We start from the raw sequence: 25,202 nt of genomic DNA on the forward strand, positions 1-25,202 counted from the left end.
TGTCCTTCAATGCGGGAGCACGCGCCATCGCCGATATCAAGGCGCAGCGCACAGTCGACCGCAATCAATGTGACGTATCACGGGCAAGACAACGGGAGGCTTTTCATTCCTCGGGCTCTCGGGAAATCCGAGGATTTCCAGCAACCCGAAGGTTCCCTGGGGAACCGGGCCAGCACTCACTGATGAGCCTTGGCCGAAAGCATCCGGCAATCCTGCCCCATGACAGGTCAACGGTTGGTTTGGCAGATCCGGCCCATCCGGGTCTGCCGGTCGTTCCACCGCTTAGATAGGGCGCGGCTGGAACATTTCATCGGGAGCCTTGTCCCGAAACAGATCCGGCGGACGCTCGGAAGCGCCCGCCGGACAATCTTAGCGGCGGATACCCAGGCTGGCGATCAGCTTGGAATAGCGGCCTTCATCCTTCTTCTTGAGATAATCAAGAAGCGAGCGGCGGCTCGAAACCATCGTCAACAGGCCACGGCGGGAATGGTTATCCTTCTTGTGGTCCTTGAAGTGTTCGGTCAGGTTGTTGATGCGTTCGGTCAGGATCGCAACCTGGACTTCCGGAGAACCGGTATCGCCTTCAACGGTCGCATATTCCTTGATCAGCGCAGCCTTGCGCTCAGCAGTGATCGACATCGGGTGATCCTTTCTAAGAGAGGAGATAAAGGTCGCCAAAAGCCGGGATGTCGTCCAGCTTTGGCCGCGAATGCAATCGGGCGTACCCGATGCTGGCGCTGCCTATAAACCATTCAGGCAGCAAAGGGAAGAGGCGTAAAACTGTGCCTCTCTAAAGCGCGTCGCGTCAATCCGGATTCATGCGACGCGCTTTAGGCCTTTGATTTATGCATGTCGTTATCCCCAAAACCGCTGCGCACTTTTGGGCGACATGCATTGGGATAGCCGATCAGCCGAAGACGCGCTTCGGGCGAAACTCGCCCTGGCCGATTTCGCCGATTGCGATCAGCTTGCCGCGGGCCGTCGCATAAGCTTCGCTTTCGGCAACCGGCGCATCGCGGCCACGCACCAGGATCGGGTTACCCATCTTCAGCCGGTGTGCCTGGTCGTCATTGATGACGAGATGGGGCAGGGCCGAGAGCGCTTCGCAGGTGTCGATCAGCAGTGCGTCGAGGGCCGCAAGCCGCTCGTCCATATCCTCGATCGCCTCCAGTGCCACGAGATCGGCAAGCGGCACCATGGCCTCTTCCGCAAAGGGCGCGACGAAGGTGCGCCGCAGCCCCGACACATGGCCGAAGCAGCCGAGCTCGCGGCCGAAATCGCGCGCGAGCGCTCTGACATAGGTGCCCTTGCCGCATTCCACTTCGAAATGCGCGTGATCGGCATCCGGGCAGGCGAGCAATGTCAGTCGGAAGATATCGACCTCGCGCGACGGGATTTCGACGGCTTCGCCTTCGCGCGCCAGATCATAGGCGCGTTCGCCCGCTATCTTGATAGCGGAAAACTGCGGCGGCACCTGATTGATGGTGCCGATATATCCAGGCAGGATATCGCGGATCTGCTGTTCGGTCGGGCGCTTGTCCGAGCTTTCGGTCACCTCGCCCTCGAGATCGTCCGTCGCGCGCTCTTCGCCCCAGCTCACTGTGAATTCGTAGATCTTGCGGCCGTCCATCACATAGGGAACGGTCTTCGTCGCATCGCCGAGCGCGATCGGCAGCATGCCGGAGGCGAGCGGATCGAGCGTTCCGGCATGGCCGGCCTTCTGTGCCTTGTAGAGCCACTTGATCTTGGAAACGGCTTCCGTCGAGCCGAAATCCACCGGCTTGTCGAGGATCAGCCAGCCGGAAATCGGCCGGCCCTTGGGTTTGCGTGGTTTGGACATGCGTCTCTTCTGTTTATTGTTCGTCATTATCGCCGTCGAGGTCGCGTTGGACCTCGGGCGAACGCAGCAGCTCGTCGATCTTCTTGTAATTGTCGAAGCTGGTATCGTCGCGGAAGCGCACCTCCGGCATGTATTTCATCTGCCGAAGCTGCGGCCCGAGCCGGCCGCGGATGAACTTCGCATGACGGTTCAACGCCTCGATGACCACGCTATGATCGGAAACGCCGAGCGGCGTCACATAGGCGGTGGCGATCTTGAGATCCGGCGACATGCGCACTTCCGAGATCGAGATCACGGTCGCCTCGATGACGTCGTCGCGCACTTCGCCGCGTTGAAGCACCTGGGTGATAGCGGCGCGAACCTGTTCGCCAACGCGCAGCATGCGCTGCGAAGGCGCGGAGGAAGTTGGTCTGGTCATTGTTATCTCTATTTGCCGATGCGGCTGGGAATCGAACCCGTCAAAGGAGAGCGTCCATGACTCTTTTGTTCCAAAAGGTCAAGTCGGCAGATGCCCGAACGCCATCCGCCGGCTGGCGAATGGCGTTCGGGCTGATATATCGTGCGCAGCGGTTTAGAGCGTGCGCGTGATGTGTTCCACGCGGAAGCACTCGATGACGTCGCCGGCGCGCATGTCTTCGTAATTTTCGAAGGCCATGCCGCATTCCTGACCCATCGGCACTTCGGAGACTTCGTCCTTGAAGCGCTTGAGGGTCTTGAGCTTGCCTTCGTGAACGACGACGTCGTTGCGGATGAGGCGGACGCCCGCACCGCGTTCGACCTTGCCTTCGACGACACGGCAGCCTGCGACCTTGCCGACCTTGGTGATGTTGAACACCTCGAGGATCTCGGCGTTGCCGATGAAGGTTTCGCGGCGTTCCGGAGACAGCAGGCCCGACATCGCTGCCTTCACGTCATCCACGAGGTCGTAGATGATGTTGTAGTAGCGGATTTCGATGCCTTCGCGTTCGGCGAACTGGCGTGCCTGCGTATTTGCACGAACGTTGAAGCCGATGATGGCCGCGTTCGAGGCTTCGGCGAGCGAGATGTCCGACTCGGTGATGCCGCCGGCGCCAGAATGGACGATGCGGGCGCGGACCTCGTCGGTGCCGAGCTTCTCCAGCGCGCCGGCAATCGCTTCGATCGAGCCCTGCACGTCACCCTTGATGACAAGCGGGAACTCCTTGATGCCGGCGCTCTGGCGCTGCATCATCATCTGTTCCAGCGAACCGCGCTGTCCCGACTGGCGGGCAGCCGCCTTGTCGCGGGCCAGACGCTGACGGTATTCCGAGATCTCGCGGGCGCGGCTTTCGCTTTCGACGACGGCGAACTTGTCGCCGGCCTGCGGCGTGCCGGACAGGCCGAGCACTTCGACCGGCATTGCCGGACCGGCTTCTTTCACATGGTCGCCCTTGTCGGTGACGAGCGCGCGCACGCGGCCCCAGACGTCGCCAGCGACGATGATCTGGCCAGGACGCAGCGTACCCTTCTGGACGAGCACGGTCGCGACCGCACCGCGGCCGCGGTCGAGCTGGGCTTCGATGACAGTGCCTTCCGCCGTCCGGTTCGGATTGGCCTTGAGGTCGAGAATTTCCGCCTGCAGCAGGATCGCCTCGAGCAGCTTGTCGAGGTTCTTGCCGGTCTTGGCCGAAACTTCGACGTCGAGCACTTCACCGCCCATGGATTCCACGAAGACTTCGTGCTGCAGCAGCTGGTTACGGACCTTCTGCGGATCCGCTTCGTGCTTGTCGACCTTGTTGATCGCAACGATGATCGGAACACCGGCCGCCTTGGCGTGGTTGATCGATTCGATCGTCTGCGGCATTACGCTGTCGTCGGCTGCGACGACCAGGATCGCGATGTCGGTCGCCTGGGCGCCGCGGGCACGCATAGCCGTGAAGGCGGCGTGGCCGGGGGTGTCGATGAAGGTGATCTTCTGGCCGTTCTGCTCCACCTGATAGGCGCCGATATGCTGCGTGATGCCACCGGCTTCACCGGCAACCACGTTGGCATGGCGGATGGCGTCGAGCAGCGAGGTCTTGCCGTGGTCGACGTGACCCATGATGGTAACGACGGGCGGGCGCGAAACCAGTTCGCCATCTTCGTCGGACACGTTGAAGATGCCGAGTTCGACGTCGGATTCCGATACGCGCCTGACCGTATGGCCGAATTCGCCGGCGATGAGTTCGGCAAGATCGGCGTCAATGACGTCGCCCGGCTTCATCATCTGGCCTTCCTTCATCAGGTACTTGATGACGTCGACGGCGCGTTCGGACATGCGCTGCGACAGCTCCTGAATGGTGATGGTCTCAGGCAGAACGACTTCGCGGGAGATCTTCTCGCGGGTTTCCTGCATCTGGCTGCGGCGGAACTTCTCCTGCCGGCGGCGCATCGCCGAAAGCGAACGGCCACGAGCATTGTCGTCGCCATCTGCGTCAGCGGTGGTGATCGTCAGCTTGCCGCGGCGGCGCTCTTCTTCCGTCTTCGGACGCGTCGTGACCGGCTTTGCCGGTTCCGGGCGAACGACACGGCCACGGGCCGGACCGCCGCGCGCAGCGCCGCGATCGTCATCCTCGGTGTCGTTGCGACGGCCACGGACACCGGCCGGTGCGGCGGCGCCCGGCGCCGGACGGGCGTCAGCGGGTGTTGCGGCATCGGGCCGGCGCGCAGCAGGCGCCGATGATGCCGGCCGCGGAGCGTTGGAGCGAGCTTCGGCCACAGCAGGAACCGGTGCGGCCGCGGCGGCTGCCGGTTCGGCAGCAGCGGGCGCTTCCGCCTGTCGGACAGCCTCTTCGGCGGCCCTGCGGGCTGCTTCTTCCGCTTCGGCCGCCTTGCGGACAACCTCTTCGGCCGCACGGCGCTTTTCTTCCTCGGCGCGGCGAATGGCGTCCTGGGCGTCGCGCGCCTGGGATTCGGCCAATGCGCGGCGGCGGGCGTCCATCTCTTCCGGAGACAGATGGTTCAGCACCACCGGACGCGGACGATCGTTCGAGCGCGGCTGCTGATAGGGCTGCTGCGGACGCTGGTTGGTCTGGCTGTTGTTGCCCTGCTGAACCCGCGGTGCCGGCGTCGGCTGCTGCGGGCGTGCCTGCACGGGTGCAGGCGCCGGTTCGGCTGCGCGGACGGGCGCGGGAGCGACAGGTGTGATCGGCTTTTCGTCTTCCGGGCGCATCGGGCGCCGCTTACGGGTCTCGACGACGACCGCTTTGGTGCGACCTCGACCCATATCCTGGCGAACGGTGCCCTGGCTCATCCCCGATGGTTTCAGGGTAAGCGTCTTTTTGCCCGTCACGCTGATTGTCTTGTCGTCGTTACTATCGGTCATTCGTTCCCGTTCCTTCGGACAGGGAGCGATGACTAGATCAGACCCTGTCGTTCAATACTGTCGATCAATGAGAATGGGACCGGCCGATGCCGGTGACCACGTCATTGTTTTTGCCGGCCAGCGCCGCCCGCTGCCCGGGACTGACCGCCAATACGGTACTGTTCGAGCATCTTTGCGCGCTTCACTACACCCTCACCCGCCTGCCCTGCAAGCACTGCGGCATGGATAAAAGCATTCTGGCCCATCAGGCCTTCCATTTCGCTCTCCGAGAAGAGACGGAAGGAAGGTATCTCCTCCTCGGTCTCCATTCCGAGGTGCCAGGCCTTGCGGGCCTGGTCGATTTTCCGGACGCCGTCGTCCGCTGCGTCAGTCGAGTGGAACACCGCAAGCGCTGCTCCGCTTCTGACCGCGGCATCCACTTTCGCGGACCCGCTGACGAACTGGCCGGCTTTCCGCGCCATGTTCATCATCTGCATCAATTGCGCCGCGAGCAGCCGATCGACGCTCGCGCCGAGATCGTCCGCCGCCTTCACATCCATTTTCAGTGCGCGGGCGAAGAGCTTCTTCGCCACCGCCCGGTCGACCAGCGACCGGTCGATCTTCACCCAGCATCCGCGTCCCGGAAGCTCGCGCTTCAGGTCGGCGACAATAGTTCCATCGGGAGCGGCAACGAAGCGGATCAACTCTTCCGGCGATCCGCTTTCGCGCGTCACGATGCACATGCGTCCGTTCACGTCATAACCTGCAAGATCGTCGTCCTCATCAGGGAGAGCGTCCGGCTCATGCACGGTCATCATGCTTCTTGTTCGGCTTCGGTGACCTCTTCTTCGGTCCCCTTCGCCAGGTCCTCTTCGGTAATCCAGCCGGCCGAGAGGCGGGCCTGGACGATCATCTGTTCCGCCTCGACGCGCGAGACGTCGAATTTCGAGAACAGACCCTCGAACTTCTTCGTTTCGCCGTTCTTGCGCTCCGTCCAGCCGACGAGATCGTCGGCCGCACAACCGGCAAAGTCCTCGATCGTCTTGATGCCGTCTTCGCCGAGCGCCACCATCATCTGGGCGGTCATGCCGTCGATTTCACGCAGCTCGTCCTGGACGCCGAGCGCCTTGCGCTTCTCGTCCATCTCGGCTTCGAGACGCTCGAGGAATTCGCGGGCGCGCTGCTGGATTTCCTGCGCCGTCTCCTCGTCGAAACCGTCGATCGAGGAGATTTCGTCGAGATCGACATAGGCCAGTTCTTCAACCGCGGCAAAACCTTCGGAGGCCAGAACCTGGCCGACCATCTCGTCGACGTCGAGCGAATCCATGAACAGGTTGGTGCGCTCGTTGAATTCCTTCTGGCGGCGTTCCGATTCCTCGGCCTCCGTCATGATGTCGATGTCCCAGCCGGTCAGCTGCGAGGCCAGCCGGACGTTCTGGCCGCGGCGGCCGATCGCAAGCGACAGCTGCTCGTCGGGAACGACGACTTCGATGCGCTCGGCATCCTCGTCGAGAACGACCTTGGCGACTTCGGCCGGCTGCAGGGCGTTGACGACGAAGGTCGCCGGGTCCTGGCTCCACGGAATGATATCGATCTTCTCGCCCTGGAGCTCGCCGACGACGGCCTGGACGCGCGAACCGCGCATACCGACGCAGGCGCCGACCGGATCGATCGAGCTGTCGTTCGAGATCACCGCGATCTTGGCGCGCGAACCCGGATCGCGGGCGACCGACTTCACCTGGATGATACCGTCGTAGATTTCTGGCACTTCCATGGTGAACAGCTTCACCATGAACTGCGGATGCGTGCGCGACAGGAAGATCTGCGGGCCGCGCTGCTCGCGACGGACATCATAGACATAGGCACGGACGCGATCGCCATAGCGGACGTTTTCGCGCGGGATCATTTCGTCGCGGCGGATGATGCCTTCGCCGCGGCCGAGATCGACGATGACGTTGCCATATTCGACGCGCTTGACGGTACCGTTTACGATTTCGCCGACGCGATCCTTGAATTCGTCGAACTGGCGGTCGCGCTCGGCTTCACGCACCTTCTGCACGATCACCTGCTTGGCGGACTGGGCGGCAATGCGGCCGAAATCCATCGGCGGCAGCGGGTCGGCGATGAAGTCGCCGAGTGCGGCGTCCGGATTGCGGTCGCGGGCCAGCTCCAGCGGGATCTGCGTCGAATAATCCTCGGCCTTGTCGACGACTTCGAGCAGGCGCTGCAGGCGGATTTCGCCGGTCTTCGGATTGATGTCGGCCCGGATGTTGGACTCGGTGCCGTAACGGGAGCGTGCCGCCTTCTGGATAGCGTCGGCCATTGCGGCCAGCACGATCTCGCGGTCGATGACCTTTTCGCGCGCCACTGCATCTGCGATCTGCAGAAGTTCGAGCCGGTTCGCACTGACTGCCATTGTCTTGTTTCTCCGTCTTTACTCCAGGGTTCCCGTCCCTGGAGCGGTCTGTTGATCGGTTATTCCTGGTCGTCCGCTTCGTTCTGGTTGGCGGCCTGTGCTTTTGCCAGCTTGTCGGCGCGCAACGCATCGCGGATCAGGTCGTCGGTCAGAATGAGCTTCGCATCGCTGAGCGCCGTAAAGGGAATGGTGACCTTCTGCTCTTCCCCATAGGCGACCTGGTCACGCTCGAGCGTGAAACCATCTGCGCCTGCTTCGACGATCTTGCCGCGGAAGCGCTTGCGATTGTCGATCAAGATCGACGTCTCGCATTTCACAAGGTGGCCCTGCCAGCGGACGAAATCGGATTTCCGCACCATCGGACGATCGATGCCGGGCGAAGACACCTCGAGATGATACTCTTTATCGATCGGATCTTCCACATCGAGGACGGGAGAAATCGCCATCGAGATTTCTTCGCAGTCCTGAACCGTCATCGTGCCGTCGTTGCGTTCGGCCATGACCTGCATCGTCGCGCCGTTCTGGTTCAGCATGCGGACGCGGATAAGCCGGAAGCCCAGGCCGACGAGGACGGGTTCGATGATATCGGCAAGACGCTGGTCGAGCCCGGTTTCGGTAATCAGCCGCGGCTCAAGTTCGTTGTCTGCGTTTGTCATGTCCGACAAGCGGTGCGCTCCTCGCAATTTCAAGCTGTTCGGGCGATCGCGCTAATAAAAAAGAGCGGGTCCTTGCGGCCCACTCTTCATCAAGCGATCAAGAATTTGAGAGGCATATAGTCGGGTTTTTCCGAAATTGCAAGGTCCGCGACCGATTCCGCCAATTCGCTTGCCGCGCGTGAACAGGCCTATGGCCAGCGCCGGTCTTGCGCATATAGTGCCGCTGGGGCGCAATAACAAAAGCGGGAGAAATCGTGGCCTACACTTCCTCGACATTGGCGCCTTTGCGGCACGATACCTACCGCACCATCTGGTTCGCGAGCCTTTCCTCGAATTTCGGCGGCCTGATCCAGGCGGTGGGCGCTGCCTGGATGATGACGACCATTACCGCCTCGGAGGACATGGTCGCGCTGGTGCAGACCTCGACGGCTCTACCGATCATGCTGTTTTCGCTGATATCGGGCGCGCTGGCCGATAATTATGACCGTCGCCGGGTCATGCTGACGGCGCAATGCATGATGCTCACGGTTTCGGCGCTGCTGACGGCCTCGGCCCTTCTCGGCTGGATCACACCCTGGCTGCTGCTCTTCTTCACCTTCCTGATCGGCTGCGGCACGGCGCTCAACAATCCCTCCTGGCAGGCCTCGGTCGGTGACATGGTGCCGCGCGCCGATCTGCCGGGCGCCGTCACCCTGAACAGCATGGGCTTCAACATCACCCGCAGTGTCGGCCCGGCGATCGGCGGCGTCATCGTCGCCGCTGCCGGCGCGGCCGCGGCCTTTGCGGTGAACACGGTGAGTTACTTCGCCTTGATCTATGCCCTGCTGCGCTGGCGGCCGGCCACGCCGGTCTCGACCCTGCCGCGGGAGGCGCTCGGCAGCGCCATCTTTGCCGGCCTGCGCTATATTTCGATGTCGCCCAATCTCGAAAAGGTCCTCGTCAGGGGCCTGCTTTTCGGCATCGGCGCCAGCTCGATCCTGGCGCTGCTGCCGGTCGTCGCCCTCGATCTCGTTGCCGGCGGGCCGCTGACCTATGGTTTCATGCTCGGCGCTTTCGGCATCGGCGCGATCGGCGGCGCGGTGATGAATGCGAGGCTTCGCCAGATGCTTTCCAGCGAGACGATCATCCGCCTGGCCTTTGCCGGCTTCGCGATGAGCGCCGTCATCGCCGCCGTGAGCCCGAGTGCCGTCCTCACCTCCGCCGGGCTGCTCGTCTCCGGCGCCTGCTGGGTCTCCGCACTTTCGCTGTTCAACACCATCGTCCAGCTTTCGACGCCGCGCTGGGTGGTCGGCCGGGCGCTGTCGCTCTACCAGACCGTCACCTTCGGCGGCATTGCCGGCGGCAGCTGGCTGTGGGGCGTTGCCGCCGATCGTTATGGCGTTGCCGATGCGCTGCTGATGTCATCGGTCGTCATGCTGCTCGGCATCGCGATCGGCCTGCGTTTTTCCATGCCGGCCTTCGCTTCGCTCAACCTCGATCCGCTGAACCGCTTCATCGAGCCGGCCCTCAGCCTCGACATCACGCCGCGCAGTGGCCCGATCGTCATCCTTGTCGACTACGAGATCGCCGATACCGACCTTGCCGAATTCATGACGCTGATGGGTGAGCGCCGCCGCATCCGCATCCGCGACGGCGCCCGCAATTGGGCGCTGATGCGCGATCTCGAAAATCCCGGGCTCTGGACGGAGACCTACCATACGTCGACCTGGGTCGAATATATAAGACACAACCAGCGGCGCACGCAGGCCGATGCCGAAAACATCGACAGGCTTCGCGCGCTTCACCGCGGCGAAGGTTTGCCGCATGTTCACCGCATGATCGAACGCCAGGCTATTCCGCCTGATAACGACGTCTTCCACAAGGCGCCGATCGATCTGCATCATTGAGAACGGCCATGTATAGGTTCAGGCTCGCCCGCCAATCCGATCTTGCCGCCATCGTCCGGCTTCTGGCCGATGACGATCTCGGCGGCGCCAGGGAGATCGTTACCGATCCCGTCGACGCACGGTATCTCTCGGCCTTCGCGGCGATCGAGGCGGACGCCAATCAGCTGCTGGCCGTCGCAACCGACGCGGCCGATCGTGTCGTCGGCTGCCTGCAGCTGAGCTTTCTTCCCGGCCTTTCGAGAACAGGCATGTGGCGCGGTCAGATCGAAAGCGTGCGTGTTGCCAGCGACCTTCGCGGCTCGGGCCTCGGCTCTGAATTCATCGCATGGGCGATCGCCCAATGCGTCGAGCGTGGCTGCGGCCTCGTGCAGCTGACATCGGACAAGACGCGGGCGGATTCGATCCGCTTCTACGAGAAGCTCGGTTTTGTGGCCAGCCATGAAGGGCTGAAGCGCAGTCTCTGAAGCCGGCTACTTCAGCTTGCCCTTCATCGTCGCTTCGGGAAAACATGTCGGCTTCATGCCGTTCTTGGCCTGCCACTGGCCGATCGAACGCCGCGTCTTGTAGCCTGGCAGACCATCGGAACCGCCGACATCATAGCCCTGCCGTTCCAGCGCCTTCTGCATGGCGGCGACATCCGAGCGCAACATCTTGCCGACATCGCCCCATCTGCCCTCAAAGGCGCCGCCATTATAGGCGATCCGATCGGCGAGATTGCCGATATAGAGCGCGTAGAGATCGGAATTATTATATTCCTTGATGATGTAGAAATTCGGCGTGACGATGAATTCCGGCCCGTCGCGGCCGGCCGGCACCAGCATCATGCCTTCAGCCTTCATCTCGCTGGAGGGAAACCCCTTGCCGGAGATGCGGTCGATGCCGAGCGAGGCCCAGTGCGACAGCGGCTTTGCCAGATCGGGCCCCTCCTGCGCGCAGGAAACCGCCTCCGGGATCGACACCTCGAAGCCCCAGTCGCGGTCGCGCTGCCAGCCCTTCTTGACCAGGAAATTGGCGATCGAGGCGAGCGTATCGGGCACCGAGGTCCAGATGTTGCGATGGCCGTCGCCATCGAAATCCACGGCATATTTCAGATAGCTGGTCGGCATGAATTGCGGCTGGCCGAGTGCGCCCGCCCACGACCCCTTGAAATCGGCCGGTGCGACATCACCGCCATCGAGAATATGGAGTGCGGCCACCAGCTCGGTACGGAACATCTCCTTGCGCGTCGACATGAAGGCCTTGGTCGCCAACACCTCGATTGCCGAGTTCGGGATCTTCGCCGCACCGAAGCCTGTCTCCCGGCCCCAGATGGCCAGCACGATCGAGCCGGGCACGCCATAGGTCTTCTCGATGCGTTTCAGCGTCGAATCATATTGCGCCGTAAAGCCGCGCCCCGTTGCGGCAAGCTTCTTCAGCCGGTCCTCGTTGAAATAGGGACCGGGCGAGGAAAATTCGGCCTGCGTCTGCTTCTGCTCCTTCGGCGGCGGGAAGCCCGGCGGGGCAAGATCGGGCAGGTTCCAGTTCAGCGTGATGCCGGAAAAGGCAGCCTGGAAGGTCTTCTCGGAAATCCCGCCCGCCTTCGCTTCCGGCCAGAGGTCTTTCCGTACCCATGTCTCGAACTGCGCTTCGACATCGGCTTTCGAAGGGGCTGCGAGGGCGGAGAGGGGGAGGAGGGCGGTCGCTAGGGCGAGTGCGAATAGCCGCCGTGGAACTTCTTTCGGCATAGGCAAACCCCTCATATCACTGTCCGCGCCCGAAGGGCCGCCGCGAGTGTTCCCTCGTCGAGATAGTCGAGTTCGCCGCCAACCGGCACGCCATGCGCCAGCCGGGTGATCTTCACGTCCAGCCCCTGCAGCTGGTCGGTGATATAATGCGCCGTCGTCTGCCCCTCGACGGTGGCGTTGACGGCGATGATCAGCTCGCGGATACCGCCTTCGCCGACCCGGTCGATCAGCCCGCGAATGTTGAGATCGTCGGGCCCGACCCCGTCGAGCGGTGACAGCGTGCCGCCGAGGACGTGATAGGCGGCGTTCATCGCGCCCGCGCGCTCCAGCGCCCAGAGATCCGATACGTCCTCGACGACGATGATGACGGATTGATCGCGCTGCGTGTCGGTGCAGACGGTGCAGGGATCGACCGTATCGACGTTGCCGCAGCGCGAGCAAATCTTCACCTTGTCATAGGCCTCGCCCATCGCATTCGACAGCGGGCCGAGCAACTGGTCCTTCTTCTTGATCAGATGCAGTGCCGCCCGGCGCGCCGAGCGCGGCCCGAGGCCCGGCACCTTCGCCAGAAGCTGGATGAGTTTTTCGATTTCGGGGCCGGTGACTCGTTTTGCCATGCGCCGTTCTTAACTGATATGGAACGGAAACGGAATCGCGGAAGGATTGGCCATCCCATGAAAATCCTGGCGCTGTGCACCGGCAATCCGGAAAGACTGCCGGGCAAGAGCTACAAGACCGGCATCTTCAAACATGCCGTCAACGGCGCGGTGATGATCGATGCCGAAGGTCTGGTCGGCGATGCCATCTGCAACCGCAAACACCATGGCGGTGTCGATCAGGCTGTTTATGTCGAGGGATCGCTGACGCTCGACTGGTGGAGCAGCGAGCTCGGTCGGCCATACGAGCCCGGCACTTTCGGCGAAAACATGGTGATCTCGGATCTCGACAATCGCGATGTCGCCGTCGGTGACCGCTTCGTGATCGGCGCTCTCGTCCTCGAAGTCACCGCGTGCCGCATCCCCTGCGCCACGTTTGCCGCCAGGATGGCCGATCCGAAATTCGTCAAACGTTATACCGCCGCCGCCCGTCCCGGCATTTATTGCCGTGTCATCCGGAGCGGCGTGGCCAAGGCCGGAATGTCGGTGGAATGCACGCCCTTTCACGGAGCCAAGATCACCATGCCGGAGCTGATGGAGACTTTCGGTCGACGGCTTCGGGCGGCAGATCGGGCGCGATATCTCGCCGCCCCAATTCACTACAAACTGCGGGCTATGTTGGAATCCGAGAGCGACGAAGCGCGCTAGATCGGACTTTGGGCCTTGAATAGGTGCGCCCGTCTCAGAACGGCAGCTTGAAGCCCGGCGGGATCGGAAGGCCGGCGGTCAGAGCCTTGGTCTTTTCGGCGGCGAGCGCCTCGGCCTTTTCCTTGGCGTCCTTGTGAGCGGCGACGATCAGGTCCTCGAGGATCTCGACATCGTCTTCCTTGAACAGCGACGGGTCGATCTTCAGGCTCTTCAGCTCGCCCTTGCCTGACATGACGACGGCGACGAGGCCGCCGCCCGCCTTGCCTTCGGCCGTGAGCTCGGCGATCTCCGCCTGCATCTGCTCCATCTTGGCCTGCATTTCCTTGACTTTGCCCATCATGCCCATGATGTCGCGCATCGTCTCGCTCCTTGTTGAACTTTTAGAATTCCATGTCGTCGCCGGGCAGGATGTCACCTTCCTCGGATTCGGCGGCAGCCGGCGGCGTCGCCTCGCCTTCCTCGTCCGGTTCGGGCGCCCGCACGCGCACGTCGATGATCTTGGCGCCCGGAAAATGCGCCAGGATCGCCGCGACATCGGGATCTTGACGCGCATCGCTGACGCGCTGTTCCTGTGCCTTGGCTTCCGCCTCCACCATCGTCGGCCCGCCCTCTTCGCGGCTGGTGCTGACGATCCAGTGGATTCCGGTCCATTCCTTGAGCTTGACGGCGAGTTCGTTAAGCAGCGTGTTCGGGGCGCCCTCGGTGAGGTTCACGTCCAGCCGGCCCGGCTCGAGCCGCACCGGCCGCACGAAGTTGCGCACCAGTGCTTTCAATTTGACATCGCGCTTCTCGCCCGCGAGGTCGACGATGTCGCCGATCGAATTGACACGCACGAGCGGCTTCGGAGCCTCTGCAGGCTTTGCCTCGGTACGGCCGATATTCTGCGGTTCGGGATTGGGCACGGCGCGCAGCATCGCCGTCGGCCCTGAGGGTAGTGGCCGTGGTGTCGGCTCGGGTGCGCGCGCCGCGACACTGCTCTGATAGGGGACCCGCGTTCCGCTGCCGCCGCCGTTGCCGGAAGGCGAAGGGGAGGGCCGCGGACCGGCATTGTCGCCGGAAAATTCGGCAAGCCGCCGCGCCGCATCCTCGGGCGCTGGCAGGTGTGCGGCATGTGCAAGTCGGATCAGCACCATCTCGGCTGCTCCTGCCGTCCGCGACGAGCCTTCCGTTTCCGGAATGCCCTTCAGCAGCATCTGCCAGATGCGCGACAGCGTCGTCACCGCAACACCCTTGGCGAATTCCGCCGCCTTGGTGCGTTCGATCTCGCTGAGCGACGGGTCGTTTGCCGCATCCGGCACATATTTCAGCCGCGTCACCAGATGGGTGAAATCGGCAAGGTCGGTCAGCACCACCACCGGATTGGCGCCGGCCTCGTACTGGCTCTGGAACTCGCCGAGTGCGGCGGCCACGTCGCCTTTGATGACGTGCTGGAAGAGATCGACGATCCGGGCACGGTCGGCAAGTCCGAGCATGCCGCGCACGGCTTCCGCCTGCACGGCGCCGGCGCCATGGGCGATCGCCTGGTCAAGCAGCGACAGGCCGTCGCGCGCTGAGCCTTCGGCAGCACGCGCAATCATCGCCAGCGCGTCCGCTTCCGCCTCGATGCCTTCCTTGGCGGCGATAGTTGAAAACAGCCCGACAAGATCGGAGGCGCTGATGCGGCGCAGGTCGAAGCGCTGGCAGCGCGACAGCACGGTGATCGGCACCTTGCGGATCTCGGTGGTGGCGAAGATGAATTTCACATGCTCCGGCGGCTCTTCGAGCGTCTTCAACAGGCCGTTGAAGGCCTGCGTCGACAGCATGTGCACTTCGTCGATGATATAGACCTTGTAGCGCGCCGAAACCGGTCGGTAGCGCACCTGCTCGATGATCTCTCTTATATCGTCGATACCGGTATGGGAGGCGGCATCCATCTCGATCACGTCGACATGCCGGCCTTCCATGATTGCCTGGCAGTGTTCGCCGGGCACGCGCAGATCGATCGTCGGCTTGTCGATGTCGGCTGTCTTGTAGTTCAGCGCCCGCGCCAGGATGCGCGCCGTCGTCGTCTTGCCGACGCCGCGCACGCCGGTCAGCATGTAAGCCTGGGCGATGCGGCCGGTTTCGAAGGCATTGGTGAGGGTGCGGACCATCGGCTCCTGGCCGACCATCAGGTCCGTGAAATCCTTGGGGCGGTATTTGCGAGCCAGCACCCGGTACCCGGTGCCCGTCGAGGCGGCATCTTTTGATTGTCGCTCGGTGTCGCTCATCGCCCTGCTTGTCGCCCGGATCGTCGGGCACTTCGTGGAGAGAAGGTGGGAGGCTGGCACGATGACCCGTGCCGGGCTCGTTAGGGCTGCTTCCTTCCGGACCTGACCCGGTTGGCGAGTGGCTCGTCCACCACCAACCTCCCGGATGCACATATCGGCAATATCGTCATCAAAAGCAAGCCAACATGCAAAAAAACTGCTAGTCGTTGGAAAACATGAGGAGAATGCCCTTTGAACGGTTTCGTGCTCGACCCCCGGCTGGAAAACGATAGCGTCAGCATCATGGTTACCGGTCTCTGCGATCTGAGATTGTCGAGGGATGCCCGCTGGCCCTGGCTCATTCTTGTGCCGCGCCGGGCCGATATCACCGAAATCTTCGAACTGACGCCGCTCGACCAGGTGCTGCTCGCCTTCGAGACGGAACTGGTCTCCAAAGCCCTGAAGGAGATCACCGGCGCGACAAAAATCAATGTCGGGGCTCTTGGCAATATCGTCCGCCAGCTTCATGTTCATGTCATTGCCCGCTTCGTAGGCGATGCCAACTGGCCGGGTCCCGTCTGGGGCTTCGGGCGCGCGGAACCCTACGAAGACGGAAAGAGAGATGAATTCACAGTGAAGCTGCGGGAAGCCCTTTCATCATGAGTCATTCGCTTTTCGATTCGGATGTGCCGCATCCGGAACCCAGCAATCTCACGGCCTTTGCCGCCAATGACCTCAATCGCGATTCCGAGCATCGCGACGAACAGTCCGTCGAAAAGGCGCTGGCCAAGGACGGCACCCATATCTTCGCCTTCGCCGGGGATAAGCTGGTGCTGAAGCATGACGGCCAGGTGCTTGATCCGCTCTTTGCCCGCTATGAGCTCCAGGAATTGCAGCCGGATTGGGATGAGACGGTGCTTCTCGGTTATCGTAAATCAGGCGAGCCGCGCCTTGCCGTTCCCGTCGGCATCGGCGTCGACGACCTCACCAGCCAATACAAGCCCGCCGATGGTCGCACGCTGTTTCGCGAAATGCTGATCGACGAGGTGTTGCTCGGCGAATTCGCCCAGGCCGCCAGCCTCATCCGCTGGAATGGCGACAACCGCTTCTGCGGCCGCTGCGGCTCGGCGATGGAGATCCACATCGGCGGCTACAAGCGTGTCTGCGCCGCCTGCCAACACATGATCTTTCCCCGCACCGATCCCGTCGTCATCATGCTGACGATCGACGAGAAACGCGACCTCTGCCTGCTCGGCCGCAGCCCGCATTTCGCGCCCGGCATGTATTCCTGCCTTGCCGGCTTCGTCGAACCCGGCGAGACCATCGAGAATGCCGTGCGTCGCGAAACGCTGGAAGAATCCGGCATCCGCACCGGCCGCATCCGCTACCACGCCTCGCAGCCCTGGCCGATGCCGCATTCCCTGATGATCGGCTGTTACGCCGAGGCGAAATCCACCGAAATCAACCGCGACGAGACGGAACTCGAGGATTGCCGCTGGTTCACCCGCGAGGAAACGATCGAGATGCTGGAACGCCCGAGCGCGACAGGCAAGGCCTCGCCGCCGAAAGGGGCGATCGCCCACCGCCTGATGCGCGACTGGGTGGAGTGGAAGCGCTAGCGTCATGCCGGTCGCCCGCTCGGAACGGCTGCTGACGCTGCTGCAGACGCTCCGGCGTTACCGCCGGCCGGTGACCGGCACGGTGCTGGCTGAGGAGACCGGCGTCAGCCTGCGCACGCTGTATCGCGATATTGCCAGCCTGCAGGCGCAGGGCGCGATGATCGAAGGCGAAGCCGGCATCGGTTATGTGCTGAAGCCGGGGTTCATGCTGCCGCCGATGATGTTTTCAGAAGAAGAGCTGGAGGCATTGGTGCTTGGCTCGCGCTGGGTGGCTCGCGCCGCCGAGCCGCGCCTTGCCGGCGCCGGCGCCGACGCGCTGGCCAAGATTGCCGCCGTGCTGCCGGCCGATATGCGGGAGATGATCGATTCGGCAGCCCTTTTCGTCGGCCCCAAACGCCGGGACGAGGACAAGGCCGATGTTTCGGCCATCCGCAAGGCGATCCGTCTGGAGCGCATCCTCGAACTGCATTATGGCGACGAGCAGGGCCGAATCTCGCGCCGTCGCGTCTGGCCTTTTGCGCTCGGTTATTTCGAGCATGTGCGTGTCCTCATGGCCTGGTGCGAACTGCGCCAGGATTTCCGCCATTTCCGCACCGACCGCATTATCGACATGGCGTTGCATGAGGTGCGTTATCCGCGCCGCCGCACGGTACTGCTCAAGGAGTGGCGTGAGACGCAGGACGTTCCGGTCGAGAACTAACGCTGCTGCCAGAAACTGTCAGTAGGCAGGGTTATTATGAGTACCATTCCACCAGGAAGGAGTACTGATCATGGTAACGCCTCCAGCCATTCATTTGACCAACGACCGCTTTACGGGCGACACCTTTGCCGATGTCATTTCGGCCGAAACTTTTGCCGATGTCCGCCAGTCGGCGCGCTCCGGCCTGCTGCATCTGGTCATCAATATTTTCAGGTTTCCCAAGGGGAACCGCACCAGCCTCGACCTTGAAGCAACGCCGGATTACCTAAAGCGCGACCTCGGCTTCATCGACGGACGCGGCCCGCACTGCGAGGACCGTTTCCCGCTTTAGGTCGCCTATCCCTTCCAACAATCTGCCTGACGAGAACGGGGCGTTGCGATCGCTACGCCCCGTCGCACCCTGCTGCCATGAATTGGCAGCAGGCGATCCCTCGCGGATTTATTTCACAACAACGGGAGAACCGAAATGACCAGCCCCAATCTCATAATCCTTTACGTCAAGGACCCGGCCGAAAGCGCCAGTTTCTACCGGAACCTCTTGAACCGCGAACCGGCCGTGGAAGCGCCGAATTTCGTCGCTTTTCCGCTCGAGGGCGGCTTCACGCTCGGCCTCTGGCGGCGCAGCAAGGTCGAGCCGCAGCCCTCCGCCATCGGCAACCGCGGCGAAGTGGCTTTCATGGTCGAGGGAGAAAATGCCGTCGCCAGGCACTATGAGGACTGGCGTCAACGCGGCCTGCCGATCGCCCAGGAACTGACCGAGCTGGATTTTGGCCCGACCTTCGTCGTGCTCGATCCTGACGGTCATCGCCTGCGCGTCTGTGAGCCGGATAAATAATCGCCGAATGACGAGGTCTGTTTAAGAACGGGGCCTGTTTAAAGCAGGCCTCGCATCGCGTGCCCCTTGTAGACGCCGAGAATCCTCACTTTCTCGGAGAAGAAGCGCAGTTCCTCCAATGCCCGGCGCACGTTCGGATCGTTCGGATGGCCTTCGATATCGGCGTAGAACTGCGTCGCCACGAATTTTCCGCCGAGCTGGTAGCTTTCCAACTTGGTCATATTGATATTGTTGGTGGCAAAACCGCCAAGCGCCTTATAGAGCGCGGCCGGAATGTTGCGGACGTTGAAGACGAAGGTGGTGACGACCTTTTCTTCCGCCGAATTCCGTTGTGCCCATTCTTCGTCACGGGACAGGATAACGAAACGGGTGACGTTGTTTTCAGTATCCTCGACATTCTCGGCGATGATCTCCAGACCGTAGAGATCGGCGGCAAGGCGCGGTGCCAAGGCGGCCATCGAGCGGTCGCCGGTTTCCTTCACGAGCTTTGCCGCCCCGGCCGTATCGCCGGCGATCACCGGCTTCCAGCCATTGGCGCGAACGATCTTGCGGCACTGGCCGAGCGCGTGGATATGGCTGTGCACCGTGCGGATCTCGTCCTTGGTCACCCCGGGCAGCACCATCAGCTGGAAACGGATCGGCATGAAATATTCGCCGATGATGTGCAGCCGCGATTCCGGCAGCAGATGGTGGATATCGGCGACGCGCCCGGCAATCGTGTTCTCGATCGGGATCATCCCGATGTCGGCGTCGCCGTTGTCGACCGCCGTGAACGCATCCTCGAAGGTCTGGCAGGGCAGCGGCTCCATGGTCGGAAACATGTCGCGGCTGGCCATGTCGGAATTGGCGCCGAACTCGCCCTGGAAGGCGATCCTGTTGGTCTTGATATTCATGATGGTTCCGTCAATTCGACTTTGCGGAGAGGATGCGCCGCGCTTTTTCGAGGTCGGCGGGAGTATCGACACCAAGCGGAACCGTGTCAACGATCTCGGCATCGATGCGCATGCCGGCCTCCAGTGCCCGCAATTGCTCCAGCGATTCGCGCTTTTCGAGCGTCGACGGACCGAGCGAGACGAATCGTTCAAGCGCTGCCCGCCGATAGGCATAAAGGCCGATATGGTGGTAGAGAGGCCCCTGACCGTAAGGCGCGGTTGCCCGGGTGAAATAGAGCGCATGCAGACGGGCGTCGGAAAGCGGCGAGCCGACGATCTTGACGATGTGCGGCGCGGTCTTGTCCTCCTCATTGTCGATTATGGTCGTCAGCGTCCCGATATCGACCGCCTCGTTTTCGAGAGGGCGCAAGGCTGCGCGCACCGTTTCCGGATCGATCGTCGGCAGATCGCCCTGGACGTTGACGATGATTTTCGCCTTTCCGTCCGGATCGACTTTCGTCAGCGCCTCGAAGATCCGATCGGAACCCGACTGATGATCCGTGCTGGTCATGACGACCTCGAAGCCGGCCGCGGCCACGGCATCGAACACTTGATCATCGTCGACGGCGACGACGACCCGGCCGATGGCCGCTTCCCTGGCGCGCAGCGCCACCTGAACGATCATCGGCAGGCCGCAAATATCGGCAAGCGGCTTGCCCGGAAGCCGAGTGGAGGCCATGCGCGCCGGGATCAATACGAGCACGCCGTCTAAATTTGAATCACTCATTGTTCGGGCCTTCTATTCCGGGCTGAAAAGTGTCAAAAAGTCTCACGCACAAGACCATTTAGACAGTTGCAACGATCCACCAAAAGACATAGGTTCCGCGCGATTTCAAGATGGTCCGGTTTATGGTCTGCCGGCTGCAAGGGGAGCATTGCAGATGAATTCATACGTCAATACGGCCGTGGGGGCGCTGCTCGGGACGATTTTCGTTCTGATGTCTGTCTCCATCGCGTCCGAAGGGATCTTCCATTCCGAAGCGCCGGAAAAGGAAGGTTTCGCGATCGTTGCCGAAGAGGCGCCCGCCGCTGGTGGTGAGGCTGCGCCTGCCGTTGCCGTTCCGATCGCGCAATTGCTCGCTTCTGCAGATGCCAAGGCCGGTGAAACGGTCTTCAAGAAGTGTCAGGCCTGTCATGACGGCACCAAAGGGGGACCGAACAAGGTCGGTCCCAACCTCTTTGGTGTCGTAGATCGCCCGATCGCCTCGCATGAAGGCTTCGCCTATTCCGCTCCCATGAAGGATTTCTCCAAGGGCGGCAGCGAGAAGTGGACTTTCGAATATCTCAACAAGTTCCTGCTGGCGCCGAAGAAGGACGTTCCCGGCACTGCGATGGGCTTCGCCGGTCTGGCGAAGGATCAGGATCGCGCCAACGTCATCCTCTACCTGCACACGCTGGCCGATTCGCCGGTGCCGCTGCCGGATCCGAAAACCGCGACGCAGTGACGCAGCAGGACAATCGCATGGTATGGAAGCCCGGCCCGCAAGCCGGGCTTTCGTTTTGCGGAGATCCGCCAAGCAATTCCAGGCAAAGCGCGAAGTGGTTTTGCCGGGAATCGCGTAAAAAAGCTGAACCGCTCTAGGCGCCGAGGAAATAGGCCCAGAGCGAGACCGTGATGGCGCCGAGCGCCGTCGTCACCGTGATAGTCGAGGCGGCAAGGCTGTGACCGACGCCGAAGCGGTTGGCGATCAGCCAGGCGTTGACGCCCGTCGGTACGGAGGAAGTCAGCACGATCGCTGCCGTCCATTCGGGGCTGAGGCCGAGGAGATGGCTCGCCGCCCACACGCAACCGGGCAGCAGTAGCAGCTTGCATGTCGAGGTGACGCTGGCGATGCCGACATTGCCGGAGACGCCGTATTTCTCCAGCGCCATGCCGAGCGATATCAGCGCCGCCGGACCGGCGATGCCGGCGATCTGCCCGACGACCGATGCCACCGCCGTCGGCATGGTGAGACCGGAAAGATGCACGGCCATGCCGGCCGCAAGCCCGATCACCAGCGGGTTGCGCACGAGATTGATGGCGATCTGGCGTAGCACGAACATCATGCTGCGGTCGCTTTTGCCGTCGATCTTGCGCTCGGCATGCTCCATCAGCACCGTGCCCGCGACCATCATGACAGGCAGATGCACGGCAAGCAGGATCGACAGCGCCACCAGCCCCTCGTCGCCGACGGTACGCTCGACCAGCGGCAGTCCGATAAAGACATTGTTGGCGAAGGCCGAGGAAACGCCGGCCAAGACACCGATGCGTTCGTCGCGGCCGAAGAGCCGCGTGGCGGCGAGATGGCCGGCCGTCCAGGTGATGGCGACGCCGGAAAAATAGACGATCCAGAGCCGGAAGGGCGAGGCGCCATGAAAATCCGCCTCGGCGATGGTGCGAAAGAGCAGCAGCGGCACGGCGATCTTGAAGACGAATTCGCCGAGCGCATCGCCGACATTCGATGCCATCAGGCCGCTGCGGACGATCACCCAGCCGATGAGAATCAGGAGGAAGATGGGAAGGACGTCGAGAATGATGGCTGACATGAGGGAGGTTGCTCTGCGCGGGGAGTATCCGACATCTACAGCGTCGCGCGCTTTTCAGATGCGCAAAGGACACTGCAGCACTTTGAATTCCTGCATATTCCGTAAAGCGGAATCGATTTACGGAATTATTGAGTACCAGCAAACTGTTTGGATTGAAAAGGCCATCACCGCCCGATCCGGCAGCCGGGGCACCCAAAGGCAAAAAAAGCGGGCTCAGCCCGCTTTTCCGCTCCGGCCCTGCCGGATATCCGGATCACAAAGCTGCCAGTTCATCCGTGGTCAGCATCGCGCCGGTAAGATCGAAGGGTCATCCCTCGTGCGCCCGGCTGCAACTGAAAGCTGCTCATGCCGGTCTTCCTGCGAGTATTTCTAGATTTTGAAAATGACAGCGACATGACGAATAGGCGGCACTTTTGCGAAGAAATAGAAGCGTCGTCCCATTTATCCTTCCAAACCGCGGAAATTTCGCTAAGACCAAACCCCGGCTATCACAAATCCGGGGACTTCCCTTTTCATGACAAGATTCGATGTTCTGACAGTCGGCAACGCAATCGTGGATATCATTGCCCGTTGCGACGACCAGTTCCTCATTGACAATCAGATCACCAAAGCGGCGATGAACCTCATCGATGCCGAACGCGCCGAACTTCTATATTCGCGCATGGGACCGGCGCTCGAAGCCTCCGGCGGCAGCGCCGGCAATACCGCGGCGGGCGTGGCTAACCTCGGCGGCAAGGCTGCCTATTTCGGCAATGTCGCCGCCGATCAGCTCGGTGACATCTTCACCCACGACATCCGCGCCCAGGGCGTCCACTATCAGACCCGGCCCAAGGGCACTTTCCCGCCGACGGCGCGCTCGATGATCTTCGTCACCGAGGACGGCGAGCGTTCGATGAACACCTATCTCGGCGCCTGCGTCGAGCTCGGCCCCGAAGACGTCGAGCCCGACGTCGTCGCCGACGCCAAGGTCACCTATTTCGAAGGTTATCTCTGGGATCCGCCACGCGCCAAGGAAGCGATTCTCGACTGTGCCCGCATCGCCCACGAAAACGGCCGCGAAATGTCGATGACGCTGTCCGACAGTTTCTGCGTCGGCCGCTACCGCGGCGAATTCCTCGATCTGATGCGCTCCGGCAAGGTCGATATCGTCTTCGCCAATCGCCAGGAAGCGCTGTCGCTCTACGAGACCGATGATTTCGAGGAGGCGCTGAACAGGATCGCCGCCGATTGCAAGATCGCTGCCGTGACGATGAGCGAGCATGGCGCCGTCATCCTGAAGGGCAACGAGCGTTTTTACGTCGATGCGATCCGGATCAGGGAAGTTGTCGATACGACGGGCGCCGGCGACCTCTTCGCCTCCGGTTTCCTCTATGGCTACACCCAGGGGCGCTCTCTGGAGGATTGCGGCAAGCTCGGCTGCCTGGCCGCCGGCATCGTCATTCAGCAGATCGGCCCGCGCCCGATGACCTCGCTTGCCGAGGCCGCCAAACAGGCAGGGCTTATTTAAAGGCTTCGCCGGGATAGGCGCCCCAGATCTCCGACTGCGCCACCCAGCCGGAGGCACCTTCGGTTTCGGCCCGGCACCAGTCGCCGTTGCATTCGCCGATCGTGATCATCACGCCGGGTTCCAGCTTGGCGACGATCGAGGCGGAGGGCAGCGCCTCGCGGCGCAGATTGACATAGACGCCCTTGCCTTTCGTCTTCATCCAGGGGGCGGCGATCGCCGCGCGCTGACCCGATAGCAGCGACTGGTTGACCCAGCCTTCGGTCCCGTCGGCATCGCGGATGCGGCGCCAGTTGTCGTATTCCTGGATGATTTCCACCGGCAGGCCGGATTTCAGGTACATCCACGAGACGGCGTAATCCGTTCCCGGGCCGATGCGCAGATTGACGCGCTTGGATTTCAGGGTGACGAAACGCGGCAATGGCAATCCGCTTGGACCTTTGGCCGCCTGCGCATGGGCGAATTCGACGGTTCCCATGGATGTAGCCAGAGCGATGGCAAGGGCGAGGCAGGACTTCAGAACTTTGCTGCGCATGGAGGTTTCCGTTTGCTCGAATTCGCGGGCAGGCCCGGCCTGCTCGCGGTCCGGGCTCTGACATTCCCCGGCTGCACCGCGAGTTTTGTTTGTCTTCGCGTGCGGGTCTGGTAGAAAATGCCCGGAATGGGAAAATTATCACCCCTCTTGGTTAAAGACCTCTGAACAAGGCACCACAGCCAGCCATGACAGCGAAGAAAAAACCGAAGGTCTACATCACCCGCAAGCTGCCCGATGCCGTCGAAACCCGCATGCGCGAGCTCTTCGACGCCGAGCTGAACATCGACGATGCGCCGCGTTCCGTTCCCGAGCTTGTCGCCGCGGTCAAGACCGCCGACGTGCTGGTGCCGACCGTCACCGACCGCATCGACGCGGCGCTGATCGAACAGGCGGGGCCACAGATGAAGCTGATTGCGAGCTTCTCCAACGGCACCGATCACATCGACGTCGAGGCGGCGGCGCGCAAGGGCATCACCGTCACCAACACGCCGAACGTCCTGACCGAGGACACCGCCGACATGACCATGGCGCTGATTCTCGCTGTTCCGAGAAGGCTTGGTGAGGGCGCGCGTGTGCTGACCGACAAGCCGGGCGAATGGGCCGGCTGGTCTCCCACCTGGATGCTCGGCCGGCGCATTCACGGCAAGCGCATCGGCATCGTCGGCATGGGCCGCATCGGTACGGCGGTGGCCCGCCGCGCCAAGTCGTTCGGCCTGTCGATCCACTATCACAACCGCAAACGCGTCAATCCAGCCGTCGAGGACGAGTTGGAGGCGACCTATTGGGAAAGCCTCGACCAGATGCTCGCCCGCGTCGACATCGTTTCGATCAATTGTCCGTCGACGCCGGCGACCTTCCACCTGATTTCGGCGCGCCGTCTGGCGCTGCTGCAGCCGACGGCCTATCTCGTCAACACCGCGCGCGGCGACGTGGTCGATGAGGCTGCGCTGATCAAATGCCTCAGGGAGGGCCGGATTGCCGGCGCCGGCCTCGACGTCTTCGAAAACGAGCCTGCCGTCAACCCGAAGCTCGTCAAACTCGCCAATGAGGGCAAGGTCGTGCTGCTGCCGCATATGAGTTCGGCGACGATCGAAGGCCGCATCGATATGGGCGACAAGGTCATCATCAATATCCGCACCTTCATCGACGGTCACAGGCCGCCCAATCGGGTGCTGCCGGGGCGTTGAAGCCGTGCA

26 protein-coding genes and 1 other RNA gene are annotated in these 25,202 nt (G+C 62.3%); 11 read left to right on the forward strand and 16 right to left on the reverse strand.

Annotated elements, in window-relative coordinates; all coding sequences use genetic code 11:
* Positions 1 to 369: 369 nt before the first annotated feature.
* The 7 genes from rpsO to rimP all read right to left on the reverse strand — a co-directional run bounded on the left by rpsO (position 370) and on the right by rimP (position 8,222).
* Positions 370 to 639: a 30S ribosomal protein S15 gene (gene rpsO / locus FHT69_RS30690; RefSeq protein ID WP_047617353.1), complete on the reverse strand. Its 270-nt coding sequence runs from the start codon at positions 637 to 639 to the stop codon at positions 370 to 372.
* Positions 640 to 907: 268 nt separating this feature from the next.
* Complete coding sequence (gene truB / locus FHT69_RS30695) at positions 908 to 1,840, reverse strand: tRNA pseudouridine(55) synthase TruB (protein WP_168333931.1); 933 nt, start codon at positions 1,838 to 1,840, stop codon at positions 908 to 910.
* A 13-nt stretch (positions 1,841 to 1,853) separates the two neighbouring features.
* Positions 1,854 to 2,258, reverse strand: a complete 405-nt coding sequence (gene rbfA, locus FHT69_RS30700; RefSeq protein WP_047617355.1) for a 30S ribosome-binding factor RbfA — start codon at positions 2,256 to 2,258, stop codon at positions 1,854 to 1,856.
* A 153-nt stretch (positions 2,259 to 2,411) separates the two neighbouring features.
* Positions 2,412 to 5,162, reverse strand: a complete 2,751-nt coding sequence (gene infB / locus FHT69_RS30705; protein ID WP_183906387.1) for a translation initiation factor IF-2 — start codon at positions 5,160 to 5,162, stop codon at positions 2,412 to 2,414.
* A gap of 101 nt (positions 5,163 to 5,263) precedes the next feature.
* Positions 5,264 to 5,959: an RNA-binding protein gene (locus FHT69_RS30710; protein WP_127431377.1), complete on the reverse strand. Its 696-nt coding sequence runs from the start codon at positions 5,957 to 5,959 to the stop codon at positions 5,264 to 5,266.
* The gene (gene nusA / locus FHT69_RS30715) at positions 5,956 to 7,557 is read right to left on the reverse strand and encodes a transcription termination factor NusA (RefSeq protein WP_047617359.1); all 1,602 of its coding nucleotides are present in this window, start codon (positions 7,555 to 7,557) and stop codon (positions 5,956 to 5,958) included. The genes FHT69_RS30710 and nusA overlap by 4 nt, the downstream gene beginning before the upstream one ends.
* A gap of 59 nt (positions 7,558 to 7,616) precedes the next feature.
* A complete protein-coding gene (gene rimP / locus FHT69_RS30720; RefSeq protein ID WP_047617361.1) occupies positions 7,617 to 8,222 on the reverse strand; it encodes a ribosome maturation factor RimP in 606 nt (201 codons plus the stop codon).
* Between the two features lie 245 nt (positions 8,223 to 8,467).
* Between rimP and FHT69_RS30725 the strand changes: the two genes are divergently transcribed.
* Together FHT69_RS30725 and FHT69_RS30730 are read left to right on the forward strand one after the other, a co-directional pair.
* On the forward strand, positions 8,468 to 10,099 hold the full coding sequence (locus tag FHT69_RS30725) for an MFS transporter (protein ID WP_047617362.1): 1,632 nt from the start codon (positions 8,468 to 8,470) through the stop codon (positions 10,097 to 10,099).
* Positions 10,100 to 10,107: 8 nt separating this feature from the next.
* Positions 10,108 to 10,563, forward strand: a complete 456-nt coding sequence (locus FHT69_RS30730) for a GNAT family N-acetyltransferase (RefSeq protein ID WP_047617364.1) — start codon at positions 10,108 to 10,110, stop codon at positions 10,561 to 10,563.
* Positions 10,564 to 10,569: 6 nt separating this feature from the next.
* On the opposite strand, the gene FHT69_RS30735 is transcribed toward FHT69_RS30730, so the two are convergent.
* Both FHT69_RS30735 and recR read right to left on the reverse strand, forming a co-directional pair.
* On the reverse strand, positions 10,570 to 11,823 hold the full coding sequence (locus tag FHT69_RS30735) for a lytic murein transglycosylase (RefSeq protein ID WP_183906388.1): 1,254 nt from the start codon (positions 11,821 to 11,823) through the stop codon (positions 10,570 to 10,572).
* A gap of 11 nt (positions 11,824 to 11,834) precedes the next feature.
* Positions 11,835 to 12,440 (reverse strand): recombination mediator RecR, encoded by a 606-nt coding sequence (gene recR, locus FHT69_RS30740; protein ID WP_047617368.1) that lies wholly within the window; start codon positions 12,438 to 12,440, stop codon positions 11,835 to 11,837.
* Positions 12,441 to 12,497: 57 nt separating this feature from the next.
* Here recR and FHT69_RS30745 point away from each other — a divergent pair, with 57 nt between their 5' ends.
* Positions 12,498 to 13,127 (forward strand): MOSC domain-containing protein, encoded by a 630-nt coding sequence (locus FHT69_RS30745; protein WP_174824510.1) that lies wholly within the window; start codon positions 12,498 to 12,500, stop codon positions 13,125 to 13,127.
* A gap of 34 nt (positions 13,128 to 13,161) precedes the next feature.
* On the opposite strand, the gene FHT69_RS30750 is transcribed toward FHT69_RS30745, so the two are convergent.
* From FHT69_RS30750 to ffs, 3 genes are all read right to left on the reverse strand, one after another.
* Positions 13,162 to 13,485, reverse strand: coding sequence for a YbaB/EbfC family nucleoid-associated protein (locus tag FHT69_RS30750; RefSeq protein ID WP_183906389.1), 324 nt, complete (start codon positions 13,483 to 13,485; stop codon positions 13,162 to 13,164).
* A gap of 22 nt (positions 13,486 to 13,507) precedes the next feature.
* Positions 13,508 to 15,376, reverse strand: a complete 1,869-nt coding sequence (locus tag FHT69_RS30755; RefSeq protein WP_183906390.1) for a DNA polymerase III subunit gamma/tau — start codon at positions 15,374 to 15,376, stop codon at positions 13,508 to 13,510.
* A 45-nt stretch (positions 15,377 to 15,421) separates the two neighbouring features.
* An RNA gene (gene ffs / locus FHT69_RS30760) (signal recognition particle sRNA small type) lies at positions 15,422 to 15,518 on the reverse strand.
* Positions 15,519 to 15,607: 89 nt separating this feature from the next.
* Between ffs and FHT69_RS30765 the strand changes: the two genes are divergently transcribed.
* The 5 genes from FHT69_RS30765 to FHT69_RS30785 all read left to right on the forward strand — a co-directional run bounded on the left by FHT69_RS30765 (position 15,608) and on the right by FHT69_RS30785 (position 18,509).
* Positions 15,608 to 16,018, forward strand: a complete 411-nt coding sequence (locus tag FHT69_RS30765; RefSeq protein ID WP_047617373.1) for an HIT domain-containing protein — start codon at positions 15,608 to 15,610, stop codon at positions 16,016 to 16,018.
* The gene (nudC, locus tag FHT69_RS30770; RefSeq protein WP_028755667.1) at positions 16,015 to 16,974 is read left to right on the forward strand and encodes an NAD(+) diphosphatase; all 960 of its coding nucleotides are present in this window, start codon (positions 16,015 to 16,017) and stop codon (positions 16,972 to 16,974) included. Before FHT69_RS30765 ends, nudC begins: the two co-directional genes overlap by 4 nt.
* 4 nt (positions 16,975 to 16,978) lie before the next feature.
* The gene (locus FHT69_RS30775; RefSeq protein WP_028755668.1) at positions 16,979 to 17,674 is read left to right on the forward strand and encodes a helix-turn-helix transcriptional regulator; all 696 of its coding nucleotides are present in this window, start codon (positions 16,979 to 16,981) and stop codon (positions 17,672 to 17,674) included.
* A gap of 70 nt (positions 17,675 to 17,744) precedes the next feature.
* The gene (locus FHT69_RS30780) at positions 17,745 to 18,005 is read left to right on the forward strand and encodes a hypothetical protein (RefSeq protein WP_028755669.1); all 261 of its coding nucleotides are present in this window, start codon (positions 17,745 to 17,747) and stop codon (positions 18,003 to 18,005) included.
* Between the two features lie 135 nt (positions 18,006 to 18,140).
* Positions 18,141 to 18,509 carry a VOC family protein gene (locus FHT69_RS30785; protein ID WP_017962745.1) on the forward strand — a complete coding sequence of 123 codons (369 nt, stop codon included), beginning with the start codon at positions 18,141 to 18,143 and terminating at the stop codon, positions 18,507 to 18,509.
* A gap of 38 nt (positions 18,510 to 18,547) precedes the next feature.
* Here the strand turns inward: FHT69_RS30785 and FHT69_RS30790 are convergent, their stop codons facing one another.
* Together FHT69_RS30790 and FHT69_RS30795 are read right to left on the reverse strand one after the other, a co-directional pair.
* Positions 18,548 to 19,402, reverse strand: a complete 855-nt coding sequence (locus tag FHT69_RS30790) for a prephenate dehydratase (RefSeq protein WP_028755670.1) — start codon at positions 19,400 to 19,402, stop codon at positions 18,548 to 18,550.
* Between the two features lie 10 nt (positions 19,403 to 19,412).
* Positions 19,413 to 20,168 (reverse strand): 3-deoxy-manno-octulosonate cytidylyltransferase, encoded by a 756-nt coding sequence (locus FHT69_RS30795; RefSeq protein WP_028755671.1) that lies wholly within the window; start codon positions 20,166 to 20,168, stop codon positions 19,413 to 19,415.
* Between the two features lie 154 nt (positions 20,169 to 20,322).
* Between FHT69_RS30795 and FHT69_RS30800 the strand changes: the two genes are divergently transcribed.
* Complete coding sequence (locus FHT69_RS30800; RefSeq protein WP_028755672.1) at positions 20,323 to 20,886, forward strand: c-type cytochrome; 564 nt, start codon at positions 20,323 to 20,325, stop codon at positions 20,884 to 20,886.
* Positions 20,887 to 21,019: 133 nt separating this feature from the next.
* On the opposite strand, the gene FHT69_RS30805 is transcribed toward FHT69_RS30800, so the two are convergent.
* Positions 21,020 to 21,967, reverse strand: coding sequence for an AEC family transporter (locus FHT69_RS30805; protein WP_028755673.1), 948 nt, complete (start codon positions 21,965 to 21,967; stop codon positions 21,020 to 21,022).
* A gap of 514 nt (positions 21,968 to 22,481) precedes the next feature.
* Here FHT69_RS30805 and FHT69_RS30810 point away from each other — a divergent pair.
* Positions 22,482 to 23,474, forward strand: a complete 993-nt coding sequence (locus FHT69_RS30810; protein WP_028755674.1) for an adenosine kinase — start codon at positions 22,482 to 22,484, stop codon at positions 23,472 to 23,474.
* Here the strand turns inward: FHT69_RS30810 and FHT69_RS30815 are convergent.
* Positions 23,467 to 24,006, reverse strand: a complete 540-nt coding sequence (locus tag FHT69_RS30815) for an SH3 domain-containing protein (protein ID WP_028755675.1) — start codon at positions 24,004 to 24,006, stop codon at positions 23,467 to 23,469. The genes FHT69_RS30810 and FHT69_RS30815 overlap by 8 nt on opposite strands.
* A gap of 185 nt (positions 24,007 to 24,191) precedes the next feature.
* Between FHT69_RS30815 and FHT69_RS30820 the strand changes: the two genes are divergently transcribed.
* Complete coding sequence (locus FHT69_RS30820) at positions 24,192 to 25,193, forward strand: 2-hydroxyacid dehydrogenase (RefSeq protein ID WP_097544477.1); 1,002 nt, start codon at positions 24,192 to 24,194, stop codon at positions 25,191 to 25,193.
* The last annotated feature ends 9 nt before the right edge of the window (positions 25,194 to 25,202 follow it).

The organism is Rhizobium sp. BK008, from assembly GCF_014197345.1.
Lineage (GTDB): Bacteria > Pseudomonadota > Alphaproteobacteria > Rhizobiales > Rhizobiaceae > Rhizobium > Rhizobium anhuiense.